11 protein-coding genes are annotated in these 14520 nt (G+C 37.8%); 7 read left to right on the forward strand and 4 right to left on the reverse strand.

Annotation, left to right across the window (positions count from 1 at the left end; genetic code table 11):
- The first annotated feature begins 49 nt into the window (after nt 1-49).
- The 4 genes from ACN9MR_RS17425 to ACN9MR_RS17440 all read left to right on the forward strand — a co-directional run bounded on the left by ACN9MR_RS17425 (nt 50) and on the right by ACN9MR_RS17440 (nt 3826).
- Nucleotides 50-814 carry an ABC transporter ATP-binding protein gene (locus tag ACN9MR_RS17425; RefSeq protein ID WP_426325505.1) on the forward strand — a complete coding sequence of 255 codons (765 nt, stop codon included), beginning with the start codon at nt 50-52 and terminating at the stop codon, nt 812-814.
- A 79-nt stretch (nt 815-893) separates the two neighbouring features.
- Nucleotides 894-2015 carry an ABC transporter permease gene (locus tag ACN9MR_RS17430; RefSeq protein ID WP_426325507.1) on the forward strand — a complete coding sequence of 374 codons (1122 nt, stop codon included), beginning with the start codon at nt 894-896 and terminating at the stop codon, nt 2013-2015.
- Between the two features lie 115 nt (nt 2016-2130).
- The gene (locus tag ACN9MR_RS17435; RefSeq protein ID WP_426325509.1) at nt 2131-3087 is read left to right on the forward strand and encodes a Fic family protein; all 957 of its coding nucleotides are present in this window, start codon (nt 2131-2133) and stop codon (nt 3085-3087) included.
- Between the two features lie 55 nt (nt 3088-3142).
- Entirely contained in the window at nt 3143-3826 is a 684-nt protein-coding gene (locus ACN9MR_RS17440) for an XAC2610-related protein (protein WP_426325511.1), read from the forward strand.
- Between the two features lie 178 nt (nt 3827-4004).
- Here the strand turns inward: ACN9MR_RS17440 and ACN9MR_RS17445 are convergent, their stop codons facing one another.
- The 4 genes from ACN9MR_RS17445 to kbl form a co-directional block, all read right to left on the reverse strand.
- The gene (locus ACN9MR_RS17445; protein ID WP_029274048.1) at nt 4005-4580 is read right to left on the reverse strand and encodes a TetR/AcrR family transcriptional regulator; all 576 of its coding nucleotides are present in this window, start codon (nt 4578-4580) and stop codon (nt 4005-4007) included.
- 1 nt (nt 4581) lies between these two features.
- The gene (locus ACN9MR_RS17450) at nt 4582-4989 is read right to left on the reverse strand and encodes a hypothetical protein (protein ID WP_426325513.1); all 408 of its coding nucleotides are present in this window, start codon (nt 4987-4989) and stop codon (nt 4582-4584) included.
- The gene (gene pheS / locus ACN9MR_RS17455; RefSeq protein WP_426325515.1) at nt 4989-6029 is read right to left on the reverse strand and encodes a phenylalanine--tRNA ligase subunit alpha; all 1041 of its coding nucleotides are present in this window, start codon (nt 6027-6029) and stop codon (nt 4989-4991) included. The genes ACN9MR_RS17450 and pheS overlap by 1 nt, the downstream gene beginning before the upstream one ends.
- 148 nt (nt 6030-6177) lie before the next feature.
- Nucleotides 6178-7365, reverse strand: a complete 1188-nt coding sequence (kbl, locus tag ACN9MR_RS17460; protein ID WP_426325517.1) for a glycine C-acetyltransferase — start codon at nt 7363-7365, stop codon at nt 6178-6180.
- Between the two features lie 250 nt (nt 7366-7615).
- Here kbl and ACN9MR_RS17465 point away from each other — a divergent pair, with 250 nt between their 5' ends.
- The 3 genes from ACN9MR_RS17465 (at nt 7616) to ACN9MR_RS17475 (ending at nt 14475) form a co-directional block, all read left to right on the forward strand.
- Nucleotides 7616-10063, forward strand: a complete 2448-nt coding sequence (locus ACN9MR_RS17465; protein ID WP_426325519.1) for a DUF5686 and carboxypeptidase regulatory-like domain-containing protein — start codon at nt 7616-7618, stop codon at nt 10061-10063.
- A 182-nt stretch (nt 10064-10245) separates the two neighbouring features.
- Nucleotides 10246-11181 (forward strand): rhodanese-related sulfurtransferase, encoded by a 936-nt coding sequence (locus tag ACN9MR_RS17470; RefSeq protein WP_426325521.1) that lies wholly within the window; start codon nt 10246-10248, stop codon nt 11179-11181.
- 414 nt (nt 11182-11595) lie between these two features.
- Nucleotides 11596-14475, forward strand: coding sequence for a triple tyrosine motif-containing protein (locus ACN9MR_RS17475; protein WP_426325523.1), 2880 nt, complete (start codon nt 11596-11598; stop codon nt 14473-14475).
- Nucleotides 14476-14520 lie beyond the last annotated feature (45 nt).

The raw sequence follows: 14520 nt of genomic DNA on the forward strand, positions 1-14520 counted from the left end.
TACTCAAAAATTCATTCTCTATTCATTTAAAGCTGCTTACATTCGCAATATGGAAACAAAAAAAGCCATTATTAGTGTTAAAAACCTGGTGAAAAAATACGATGATTTCGTTGCCGTTCAAGGGCTTAGTTTTGAAGTTTACGAGCATGAGATTTTTGGTCTGCTTGGCCCTAACGGTGCCGGAAAAACCACTACCCTCGAAATTATTGAAACCCTAAGGGATAAAACCTCCGGCGAAATTATCGTTGATGGTTTTTCTGTCGACAAACAACCGCAGGATATTAAACAGATTATTGGTGTACAACTACAGGCTGCTGGTTATTATCCAAATCTGAATCTCGTCGAACTGATCGAACTTTTTGCCGGTTTATATGGTGCCAACATCAAACCGATGGAAATGCTGGAGAAAGTAAACCTTCAGGATAAGGCCAAAGCCAAATACAAAGCGCTTTCTGGCGGACAGAAACAGCGTTTCTCTATAGCCACTACATTAATCAACCAACCCAAAATTATTTTTTTGGATGAGCCTACAACAGGCTTAGACCCACAGGCCAGAAGAAACCTCTGGGATTTAATTATCGAAATCCGAAATGCAGGCACCACTGTTGTAATTACCACCCACTATATGGACGAGGCTGAGCAACTTTGCGATCGTGTTGCCTTTGTAGAACGCGGACAGATTATTGCGCTGGATACTCCTGATAATTTAATAGATAAATTGGTGAGCAGCGGTTTTGAGCGCAAAAAAGAAGTTAAAAAGGCCAATTTGGAAGATGTTTTCATCAACCTTACCGGCCAGGAATGGAGAGAATAAGTCTCCTAGCCCCCAGAAGGGGGAACTTGAAATCTAGTGCTTAACACATTTTTAAAAAATAAAATCCAGCAGAACTAATATGCAAAAAGATATACACGAAAGAAATTCAAACTCCCCTTCAGGGGCTGGAGGTTACAGTAACACCACAGCGACCCTGGCCCTTGCCAAAGCGAGTTTCCGATCGATTATGCGGAGCCCATCGGCAGTGGTATTTACCCTTGCTTTTCCCTTAATATTTATTTTAGTCTTCGGATTTTTAGGTGGTGGCGGAACACGCATCGATGTTGGTGTTACCCCGGGCTCTGATGTAAACAACCCTGTAATGGGCATGTTGGCTAAAACAGGGATGATCCGCCTGGTTAAAGATAAATCAAAAGCTGAGTTTGATAAGCTGCTAGAAAAAGGCAATGTTGATGCCATGATTGATGTGCATAAAAAAGTAAATTCTGCTGCTTACTCGGTTAATGTTGTTTATACCTCTGCATCGAGAGATAAAGGCGGGATTTTAAAATCGGTTTTAAATAATATTTTTTACGATAAAACCTTAAAACCGACAGTTGCAGAGATAAAAGAAAGCACTATTACTGGCCGCGAATATAAAACCATCGATTTTATTCTTCCTGGGCAGTTGGGTTTCTCGCTATTAAGCACAGGTGTTTTCGGAACTGCATTCGTTTTTTTAAGTCTGCGCCAAACCTTGGTAATCAAGCGGTTTTTTGCTACACCTGTTAAACGCTCGAGTATTGTTATCGGCGAAGGTATTGCCCGTATTGGTTTTGCCTTAATTGGCGCATTATTTATCATCCTGATAGGTCATTTCTTTTTTGGCTTTACACTCGTCCATGGTGTGCTCACCGTCGTCAATATGCTCATACTGGCTACGCTTGGCGTGATTGTTTTTATGGGTTTTGGTTTTATCATTTCGGGCATTGCCAAAAACGAAAGTATGGTACCCCCCATCTCGAACATCGTTACTTTACCACAGTTTTTACTTTCAGGAACATTTTTTTCTATAGAAGCTTTTCCAAGCTGGTTACAACCCATTAGCAGGGCTTTACCGCTTACCTATTTAAACGATGCCATGCGTAAAGTAGCTTTTGAGGGGCTGGGATTGTGGGATGTTAAATTCCAGATTATGATCCTATTACTTTGGGGCATTGGTATTTATGCAGTTGCTGTAAAAGTATTTAAATGGGAATAACTAAATAAAAAAGGTTTTTAAATGGTAGCAAATCAAGCTATCATTTTTTTTGGATAAAATCTTTAATATCGGATAAGTAATTTTTAAATCCAACCGATAATTAATATATTTGGGTATGTGGGAATTCGATTTAAGCGATTTAGCAGAACTACTACCTCAAATAGATAGGTTGTACGAAAAAAAAGCCAGGTTAGAAACCTCAAGGCCATTACCCAATAGCGCGCTACACCGCATCAAAGAAGACCTCACCTTAGAATGGACTTACAACTCCAATAGCATAGAAGGAAACACCCTAAGTCTAAAAGAAACCCAAATGGTATTACAGGAAGGTATGACCGTTAAAGGCAAATCATTAAGGGAGCATTTCGAAGCCTACAACCATGAAAAAGCCATCAATTACCTCTATACCTTAGTCAATAAAAACTACGCGCTTAGAAGCATCGATATTTTGTCGCTTCATGGTTTAGTGCTTAGAAGTATTGAAGATGATTATGCAGGCCGCTTAAGAAATGGCGGAGTTCGTATTGTTGGAGCAAATTTTACGCCGCCCAACGCTAACAAGGTTTCTGATTTATTAGATGAATTAATTGGCTTCATTAATGATAACCCATTAGGATTAAATGATATCCTATTGTCTACTATTTTTCATCATAAATTGGTTTGGATTCATCCTTTTTTTGATGGAAATGGCCGTACGGTAAGGCTTGCCATGAATTTACTGCTCATGCGCAAAGGCTTCCCGCCAGCCATTATCCTCAAAAACGACAGAAAGAAATACTACGAGGCACTTAACCAAGCCAACAAGGGTAATTACCATAAGCTTTGTTTGTTAATGCTGCAAGCCCTGGAGCGTTCATTAAACATCTATATAAATGCATTGCCGGGAAATGCCTACGGGGATTACGAACTAATATCGCACATCGTTTCGGAACCTGATGTTCCATATGGGCAAGAGTACGTAAGTTTATTAGCCAGGCAGGGCAAAATAGATGCTTACAAAGAAGGTAGAGATTGGCTTACTACAAAATCTGCAGTTCAAAGCTATATCAAAACCCGCAAAAGAAAACGTTAACCTTTTTTAACTTTTTACGGGCTGATATTGATGTAATTTTACCGAAAAATATTTAATGAAAAGTTTGATTATCTTTTGCAGTATTTTACTCATTGCCAATACTTCGAAAGCGCAGTTTAAATTCTTGGCCAATAACAGCTCTGACCAATACAAGGCCAAAATTTTTGTTGATAAATGCGAAGGTAACGCTTGTAGCGGAAAAGCTACAATTATTATTTATGATAAAGCCACAGATAGAGAAGTAGACACCTTCCATTCTGAAGATTTAGATTTTGGCTTAACTGAAAACCAGAATGCTAAACTTGGGTGGCTCGATTTAGGCAAATATCAAACACCTTTAATTTTTGGTGATTTTAATTTTGATGGCTCTGAAGATATTGCGATAAGAAATGGTAATAATGGTGCTTATGCCAGTCCATCTTACAACATTTATTTATCATCAAAAGAAAACAAATTTCTACTTAACAAAGAACTTACCAAACTGGCTAGCGAAAACCTGGGTATGTTTGATATTGATAAAAAAACAAAACAGATTGCCATCCACCAAAAAGATGGATGCTGTTTTGACAAAACCATCAATTATAAGTATGATACTAAAAATGTGCTTTATGAAGATTCATCGGTAATTGAGGATTCGAGTATTGCCGATAACGTTACTGTGATTACGCAAAAGCTTGTTGATGGAAAAATAAAAAGAACGGTGCAAAAATTTAAGATGAAAGATTATTATAATCAATAGCTGCAGCTGTATGGTGATAGTATGCGAAATATCGTCATTCCGAGCGATTGCAACGCAGCCGAGAACCACAAAGTGCTCAGCGAAGCTAAATCTATCAGGAGAGCACTTTTGATTTAGAGCTCTCTGCTCCGCCATGCTCCGGTCGAGATGACGAACCTATTATTAAAGATTGTTTAATTTAAAGTGCTGCCTTTACCAAAAATGGCAATATTTCTTTCTGGAAACTTACAAAGTTCTTACGAACGTCAGAATCGCTAACTGAGGTAAATGCAAATGAAAATACTATGCTCTTACTGGCTTTTAGCAGAAAGGCCAATCCTTCTCTTCTGGCAGGGTTATTTTTAAAGTTATCCAATTGCAGGTAAGCAGCTAACAACAATGCCTCTAGCTGATCTGATAAGTGTTTTAAAAACTCCTGCGAGTTTGCATTTTCACGAACAAAATCCCAACCGATAAATTCGTTACAGGCCGTAAAAGATAAACGGCTGGTTTTCATCACCAATGCTTTTAAATGTTCTTCTTCTGATGCATAACTTAATTTATTATGCAGGATTTCGTGAAGATTCTGATCAAGGTAATCCATCAGGATGCTATCCAGCACCTGTTCTTTGCTTTCGAAATATTTGTAAATCGTTGCTTTAGCAATACGCGCCTTTTTAGCAATTTCGTTTACACTGGTTTTATGATAACCGTATTTTCTAAATAGTTCTTTGGCAGCCTTTTTTACTGTTTCTTTTATTTTTTCAGCTTCCATTTTAATTGCTTACGTGTATTAGTGTGTTGCCTTGCAAAGAAACATTGTATGCTTTTAAGCTTCTTTCTGCGGGTGCCTTTTGTGGACTACCATCGCGCAGTAAAAATTTAGCGCCCGAACAAGGATCGGTTGCTGTAACGCCACTGTCATCGGGTGCAACCTTACAGATTTTCTCCGGGTTAACTGTGCTGCATCGATCAAAACAAACATATCCAAAATCAGTTTTCACAATAAGTAATCCACCAACTCCCCTATCTGGAACAACCAGCACATTATTTACCGCTTTTAAGCTAAATTCAGTTATGGTTACATTGTAATTTACCGCAACATCAGGAATGTAACCTTCATCTTTGCCACAACCAATAGTAAGTACCAGAACAAACAATATGCTATATAAATACTTCATCATTAAATTAAAGCAGATTTAAATTGCTTTAAGAAACGCGCATCGTTCTCAGAGAACAAACGCAGATCTTTAATTTCGTATTTCAGGTTGGTAATACGTTCTATTCCCATTCCAAATGCAAAACCGCTATATTTTTTCGAATCGATACCACAGTTTTCCAAAACATTGGGATCTACCATACCGCAGCCCAAAATCTCTACCCAACCACTGTATTTACAAAATTGGCAGCCTGCTCCTTTACAAATGGTACATGAAATATCCATTTCTGCAGATGGCTCTGTAAAAGGAAAATATGATGGACGGAAACGCACTTTGGTGCCTTCTCCGTATAATTCCTGAACGAAATAAAATAAGGTTTGCTTTAAATCCGCAAATGAAACGTTTTCATCAACATACAAACCTTCTACCTGATGAAAAAAGCAGTGTGCACGTGCAGAAATGGCCTCGTTACGGTAAACACGGCCTGGCATAATTGCCCTGAATGGCGGTTGCCCCTGCTCCATCATGCGCACCTGCACGGAAGAAGTATGCGTACGCAGCGCGATATCGCCTTTTTCTCCACCTTTTTTAATGAAGAAAGTATCTTGCATATCTCTTGCAGGATGCTCTTCAGGAAAGTTCAGTGCAGAGAAGTTATGCCAATCATCTTCAATTTCAGGACCTTCTGCCACTGTAAAACCAAGTTTAGCAAAAATCTCTACAATTTCACGGCGCACTAAAGCTAAAGGGTGGCGCGAACCAATCTCGAAACCTTCACCCGGCAAAGTTAAATCTTGTTGTGCGCTTTCAGTTTTTGTCTCAGCACTTTCGGTAGATTCTTTTAAGGTGAGGTATTTTGATTCGGCAAGTTGCTTAAACTCATTTAAAACTTTACCTAATGATCTTTTTTCTTCAACAGAAACAGATTTGAATTCATCGAAAATTTCTTTAATGATGCCTTTGCTTCCTAAATACTTGATGCGGAATTGCTCTAACTCGTCTGCTTTTTCGGTTACGAAAGCATTAATTTTATCGGTATATTGTGTTATTTTGTCCTGTAACATGGCTTCAAATATACGGCAAATTATCCAATAATTTCAGGGTCGGCGAGTTCAAATAATCTGTTTACAATACCATTATAAAAGAAAATGAACCCAAAAACTACAAAAGCCGCTTAAAGCGGCTTTTGTAGTAATCGTAGGTATATAGGTTTTAAATTACACCCAATTCTTTCCCTACCTTAGTAAATGCGGCAATCGCTTTATCTAAGTGATGTTGCTCATGCCCTGCTGATAACTGTACACGAATTCTCGCTTTGCCCTGAGGCACAACAGGATAAAAGAAGCCGATTACATAAATACCTTCTTCTAACATTTTAGCAGCAAACTGTTGTGCAATTTTTGCATCGTACAACATTACCGGAACAATTGGATGGAAACCTGGTTTAATATCGAAACCAGCTGCAGTCATTTTTTCACGGAAATATTTGGTATTATTTTCTAATTTATCTCTTAACGACGTGGTTTCACTTAACATATCCAATACTGCGATAGATGCACCTGCAATTGCTGGTGCTAGGGTATTAGAGAACAAATAAGGACGTGAACGTTGACGCAACATATCGATAATTTCTTTCTTACCAGAAGTGAAACCGCCAGATGCACCACCTAAAGCTTTACCCAAAGTACCGGTAATGATATCAATACGGTCCATTACGTTGAAGTGTTCGTGTGTTCCGCGGCCGTTTTTACCGATAAAACCTGTACAATGCGATTCGTCGATCATAATTAAGGCCTCGTATTTATCGGCCAGATCTGCAATTTTATCCAGTGGAGCAACTGATCCGTCCATAGAGAAAGCACCATCGGTAACAATAATCCTATGTCTGCAATCTTTAGCCGCGATCAACTGTTTTTCCAGATCTTCCATATCCGCATTTTTATAACGGAAACGTTGTGCTTTACACAATCTAACACCATCGATAATTGATGCGTGATTTAATTCATCAGAAATAATGGCATCTTCTGCATTAAACAAGGGCTCAAAAACACCGCCATTGGCATCAAATGCGGCAGCATATAAAATGGTATCTTCCGTACCTAAAAATTTAGAAATTTTAGCTTCCAATTCTTTGTGTACATCTTGTGTGCCGCAGATAAAACGTACCGAAGACATTCCATAGCCATGATCGTCGATCGCTTTTTTAGCCGCTTCTATCACTTTTGGATGAGAAGAGAGCCCTAAATAATTATTTGCGCAAAAATTGACTACTTCAGCACCGCCGGCCACTTTAATGTCGGCACCCTGAGGGGTAACAATAATTCTTTCGCGTTTAAATAATCCTGCGTTTTCGATTTCTTCAAGTTCTTTCTGAAGAACAGGTTGTAATGTTTTATACATGGCCTTTTTATATGGTTGATTTTACGCCCAAAGTTATAAAAAAAAGTTCTTTACAGACCTAAAAAGGCAATTTTAGCAACATGTTTTAGAGACAAACGTTTGATTAGTCGGCTAATGGTGATTACGTTTATATTATTCTGAAAAAAATTAATATTATATCATTTTTTTTTCAATCTTAACAAACTTTAACACACGCCTATATGTATAGTCTTAAAAGTTATTCGATATTTATAGCTTACTAATCTAATTTATGATAAGAATTTGCGCGCTCCTATTTTTTTGTGGCCTCACCAATTTTGTTTTTGCTCAGCAATTTACCATTACGGGTATAGTTAAAGATACCAACGGACAGCCTGTTCCTTTTGCCTCGGTTTATTTAAAAAACACCACTACCGGCACATCTGCAAACGTTGATGGGAGATATTCGTTGAAGCTAAAAACGGGAGAATACACGCTACATTTTAGGGCAGTGGGCTACAAACAGCAGGAGCATATCATCAACCTTACCGACGATATTTCACTCAACGTAACCCTAACATCCGAAAGTTATACTTTAGAAAATGTAAATATCAGGGCAAATGCCGAAGATCCGGCTTATGCTATTATCCGCAAAACCATTAAGCAGAGAAAAACACACTTAGATGAAGTTAAGGCATTTAGTTGCGATGTTTATATCAAAGGTGTACAACGCTTAAGGGGGGCTCCTAAAAAGTTTTTCGGTCAGGATATCCAAAAAGTTTTGGAACTCGATACCAATAGAAAAGGGATCATTTATTTATCAGAATCGCAGAGTAAATTTAATTTCAGAAGACCTAATGATGTGCACGAAGAAATGATTTCATCAAAAGTTGCCGGAAGAAACAATGCTTTCAGTTTCAATAAAGCATCTGATCTAATTATTAATTTTTATGATAATTACCTGCTCGAAAACAAATTAAGTACCAGGGGCTTCATTTCGCCAATTGCAGACAATGCCCTTTTTTACTATAAATACAAATTGCTTGGCGAAACCAAAGAAAATGGAGAACTGATCCACAAAATCGAGGTCATCCCCCGTCGCGAAAATGACCCTGTATTTAGGGGAATTATTTACATTATTGATGGCAGCTGGAGAATTTACAATACCGATGTTTATTTAACTAAAAAATCGGGGATCAACTTTATCGATACCTTAAACATCAGCCAACAATTTACCAAGGTTAAGGAGGTTTATATGCCTACCGCCATCAATTTTCAATTCGCGGGTAATGTGTTAGGTTTTAAAATTGCAGGCTACTTTGTTGGTATTTACAGCAATTATAATACCGACCCTAAGTTCCCTAAAAACTTTTTCAATGGCGAAATATTGAAAATAACCGAAATGGTGAACAAAAAAGACTCTGCCTACTGGACAAACAATAGGCCGATTCCTTTAACAGGTGATGAAAAGCTTAATTACATCAAAAAAGATAGTATTGCTAAATTGAAGGAATCGAAAAAGTATCTCGATTCATTAGAAAAAGACAACAATAAGTTTGGTATCGGCAAATTGCTGCTTAGAGGATACAGTGTTAACGATCGCTATGATAAGGAATATTGGTCTTTCGATCCGGTGCTTAAAGCCATATTTTACAATACCGTAGAAGGTTTTGCGGTAAAATATGGGGTTACGTACAGAAAGGATTTTGAGAATAGGAGGTCTTATTCTATCCGGCCTGAACTGAGGTATGGTTTTGCCAACCAAAAACTTACCGGAAGCTTAACCGGAAGTTACTATTACAATCCACTTAAAAGGGCCAGTGTAGGTGCATCGTTCGGAAATGGCATTTTTGACCTAAACAATCTGGGCTCCATGACTGCATTAGGCAATACCATCAATTCATTGCTTTACGAAAAAAACTTCTCAAAATTTTACGAGAAAAGCTTTATTAACATTAACACAACCAGAGAACTGGCAACAGGATTACAGGGAAGTGCAAGTGTAGATTATAGCAGGAACAAAAATTTAATCAATAACTCTACATTTAAGTTTATCGATGCCAAGGATAGGGAATTTACGTCGAACAATCCTTTTAGTCCAACTGTAGAAACACCACTCTTTCCTACATATAATTCATTAAGTGCTACCGTAAGTTTAACTTACACCATCGGTCAGAAATACATTACCCGTCCAGATGGCAAGTTTTATACCGAATCTCACTTTCCTAGAATTACGGTATTATATAAAAAGGGATTTAACAATGTTTTAAATAGCGATGTTGATTACGATTTTGTAAAAGCAGAAGTTTATCAGGATAGAATTAGCTTAGGGTTATTGGGCTATAGTTCATTTTTGGTTGGAGCAGGAAAGTTTCTTAATAATGCAAAGATGTACTATCCTGATTTCAAACATTTCTCAGGTAACATTTCTACCATCTTCCCTCCTAATATAAGGAAGTTTCAATATCTGGATTTTTATCAGTTTAGCACCAATCAACAATACTTCGAAGCACATTTAGAGCATAACTTTGCAGGCTTTTTCACAAATAAAGTACCTTTATTGCGTAAAGCTAAATTGGAAGAATTTATTGGGGGTGGCTATTTGTCTTCTCCGGAAAAAAGAAATTATAAAGAATTTTATTTCGGTTTCCAACGTCTGGTACTAAGGGCCAGTTATGGTTTTGCCTACGATGGTGCCCGCAAATTAACACAAGGATTTAGAATAGCTTACACCCTATAATAAGGTTTAAGGTGTAGGGTATAAGGCGTAAGGTATACTCAGCCAATTTTAGATGTTTTTCCTAAAAAGGGAAGATTCTGAAATCAGGGGTTAAAAACCTTCCACCCTACCTTCTATCTTCTACCTTTTTTTATTACCTTTGCCCCGCTTTAAACGCCGTTTGCAACGGTATCAACAGCGTTATGGAAAAATATCAAACACTACTTTACTATTGCTATAGTTACATAGCAGAGGCAGAACAATTTGCTGCCGATCATCTTAAATTTTGTAAATCATTAGGTTTAGTTGGCCGTATTATCGTTGCCGACGAAGGTTTAAACGGCACTGTTTCTGGTACTGTTGAGGCCTGCGAAGCTTACATGAAAGCTGTACATGCCGATGAAAGGTTTGCAAAAACAGAGTTTAAAATAGATGATGTTGAGGAGCCTTCGTTCCTGAAAATGCATTGCCGTTATAAATCAGAAATTGTTCATTCTGGTTTAAGAGATACCTCGATCATTAATCCGAACGAAAAAACAGGTAAACATTTAGAGCCTGTAGATTTCATGAAAATGAAAGATGATGAGGATGTAATTATCCTGGATGTCCGCTCCAATTATGAGCACAATCTTGGTAAATTTAAAAATGCATTAACACTTGATATCGAGAATTTCCGTGATTTCCCTGAACAGATTAATCAACTTGCCCAATATAAGGACAAAAAAATATTAACGTATTGTACCGGTGGTATAAAATGTGAAAAGGCATCTGCATTGCTTTTACATCATGGCTTTAACGATGTTTACCAATTACATGGTGGCATTATTAAATATGGGAAAGAGGCAGGTGGAAAGGATTTTGAAGGCAAGTGTTATGTTTTCGACAACCGCATCGCCGTTGATGTAAATAAAGTAAACCCTACCATTGTTTCAGTTTGTTATAACTGTGGTAAAACTACCCCTAAAATGATCAACTGTGCCAATCCGGAATGCAATGAGCACATTACCCAATGTGATGAATGTGGCGATCAGCTTCAGGGCTGTTGCTCAGTTGAGTGCACTACCAATCCACGCAAGCGCCCTTACGATGGTACAGGCTACTATGTAAAGGTTCCGCAGCCGGTAGTTGTGAAAAGTTAGGTTTTGGGTTGGATAGTCCATAGTTGATTGCAAAGTTTCAATTGTAGCGATTATAACACAATAAGTTTTTTGGAGCGCAGTGTCATTGCAAACAACAAGGGTTCCGTCCTGCTGTACGTTTTACTTCGCCAATGAAGAATTGGCTTCGTGCCACTGCCATCAGGGCTAGTTGGCGAGTTCCGGTATTCTATCCTTAATTTACTTAACTGCTTAATGTTTCTTAACGCAATGCTGAAAACAATCGACCATTATAATATTGCATAAAACGATCTCTTTTAATAGGTCGATTGTTGATCGTTTATCAAAAGCCTTCCTCTTTAACTAATAGTCATGAACTATAGGCCACTAACGATCGACTATTAAACAATTTTTCATTTACTTTGTGTATTAATGGCTTTACCTATTAACCATTTTATGCTAAACTATTTCCGGCTCCTATTATTATTATCCTGTTTCGTAATAAACACCTATGCATCAGAAATTAAAAGTATAGGCGTTCCATATATAGAAAATTATCCAAAATCTGTTTATTCGTCAGGAAACCAGAACTGGAGTATAGCCAAGGATAAAAATGGTGTGATGTACTTTGGCAATGCTGAAGGACTTTTAACTTTCGATGGCCGCTATTGGCAGAAATATCAGATGCCCAACAGGCAAATTGTTAGATCGGTCGCGACAGATGATAAAGGCAGGGTTTATACCGGTAGCTTTGGTGAATTTGGCTTTTGGTCGATTAAAAGCAACAAGTTAACCTATAGCTCGCTTACCAATCTTTTACCAAAAGGAATAAAAATCAATGATGAAGTTTGGAAAATCTATGTAGACCAGGATAGGGTAATCTTTCAATCCTTTTCGAAAATATTTATCTATAAAAATAATAAAATCGAGGTTGTAAAATCGCCATCTTCCTTTCTGTTTCTTCACAAGGTAAACAAAAGGTACTTAATTGAAGTACTGGAAAAAGGTTTGTTCGAGCTCATTGGCAACAAGTTGATTCATATTCCAAACAGTGAAAAACTTGGCAAAGAAGGAATTCTTTCTATCCTTCCTTATAAAACCAACGGCCTCATTATCGGCACCAGCAAGAACGGATTATTTACCTATGACGGAAAAGATTTTGCTCCCCTGAACACGCCAGCGAATAGCTATCTCAAAACCTACCAACTTAACAATGGAGTGAGTTTATTGGGTAAATATTTTGCTTACGGCACTATCCTTAATGGCTTGATCATTATTGATGAAAATGGAAGAGTTGTGCAGCGGATCAATAAATCGAGCGGTTTACAGAACAATACAGTTTTAAGTTTATATGCCGATAATGAACAAAATCTTTGGACAGGTCTTGATAACGGGATCGACCGCATAGAACTTAATTCGCCCTTATATTTTTATTTTGATAAAACAGGTCAGTTCGGTACTGTTTACTCCAGCATTATCTTTAATAATAAAATTTATCTTGGTACCAATCAGGGTTTATTTTATAGCGAGTGGTCGCCAGATAACCTGGTACCCTTTAATTTTCGGTTAATCCCCAACTCGCAAGGGCAGGTATGGGAACTCACTATTATTGATAATGAGTTGATCTGCGGACATAATAGTGGCACATTTAAAGTAAACGGCGATAAAATCGATTGGCTATCGAGATCTTCCGGTGGTTGGACGATAAAAAAGCTGGATTCGAACCCGAATTACCTTGTTCAGGGCACTTATACCGGACTTTCGCTATTTACAGAATCTCCAGCTTGGGGATTAAAATTTATTAGTAAAATTGCCGGATTCGATGCCCCATCAAGATATGTAGAACAGGATAATAAGGGAGATATTTGGGTAGCGCATGCTTATAAGGGGCTATATAAATTAAGCTTAAGTCCTAATTACACGAGCGTAACCAGCACTAAATATTTTGACGAAAGGAACGGTCTGCCCGGCAATTACAACATCAATATATTTAACTTAGAAAACAAGATTGTTTTCTCTTCTGATGCAGGTTTTTATACCTACGATGAATTGAGCAATAAATTTACCAAGTATGAAGCACTTAATAAAGAACTCGGTTCTTTCGAATCCTCCAATAAAATTATTAGCGCAGGTGACAAAAAATATTGGTTTATTAATCACGGCAAAACAGCACTAGTTAACTTTAGCGAACCTGGTAAAGTAGAAATAGATTCGAATCAATTCAGCATTCTGGATGGCAGGATGGTTCAATATTACGAGAATATCAGCCGGATCAGTAATTCCATTTACCTGATCAGTGTTGATGACGGCTTTGTAATCTACAATCCTACGGCTCAACTAAATTTGCAGAAACAAAAATTGCCTGCCGTACTGATCAGGCGTGTAGAAGATATTACCGATAAATTTTCGCTGATCAGCGAAGCTGGAAACGATGAGGAAGCAACAGAGATTGAAAATAGCCGCAACAATATCCGCATTTCTTATGCACTCCCCTATTATCGCCAAGCTAAGGTTAAATATCAATTTTATTTAGAGGGATATTCCAGGGCTTGGTCTGATTGGAGTTACGCCACAGAAAAAGATTTCACCAATTTAAGTGCCGGCAATTATATTTTTAAAGTTAGGGCAAAAATCGATGATACTTCAGTAAGCGGAGAAACCGTTTATTCGTTTACCATTTTACGTCCATGGTATCTAAATAATTGGGCCATTTTGTTTTATGTTGTTCTATTTGTGGTGGTGTTGATTCTGGGCAAAAAAATCTACGAAAGAAAACTACAGCGGGATAGCCAAAAAATTAGCGACCGCTTACAAGCCGAGCAGGAAGAGATTCTGAGGCAGGAAACAGAGATCAACGAAAAGCAGATCATTAAGCTGCAAACAGAAAAGTTACAGGCAGAACTCGCCTCGAAAAACCGAGAGCTGGCCAATTCGGCTATGACCTTAGTTTATAAAAATGAGCTGCTCCAGAAGCTGAGCGATGAAATCACTAAACTAAAGGATGAGAACGGGAAAAAACTCTCTGATGATCAAACCCGCAAAATCCAGAAAGTAATTAATGATGGAATGAATGATGAGCGTGATTGGCATTTATTTGAGAATAGTTTTAATGAGGCACACGAAAGTTTCTTTAAAAAATTAAAAGCGCAGCATCCCGATCTTGTTCCGAATGATTTGAAACTCTGCGCCTACCTCAGGATGAATATGAGTAGCAAGGAGATGTCATCACTACTGAACATCAGTTTAAGAGGAGTTGAAATACGCAGGTATCGCTTGCGTAAAAAGCTCGAAGTGCCTCATGATAAAAACCTTACCGAGTTCTTGATGGAACTTTAAAATTAAACCTTCCCCCTTCAAAATATTTCAACTCACCGCAAGAAA

Source organism: Pedobacter sp. R-06 (genome assembly GCF_049913135.1).
Classification (GTDB): Bacteria; Bacteroidota; Bacteroidia; order Sphingobacteriales; family Sphingobacteriaceae; genus Pedobacter.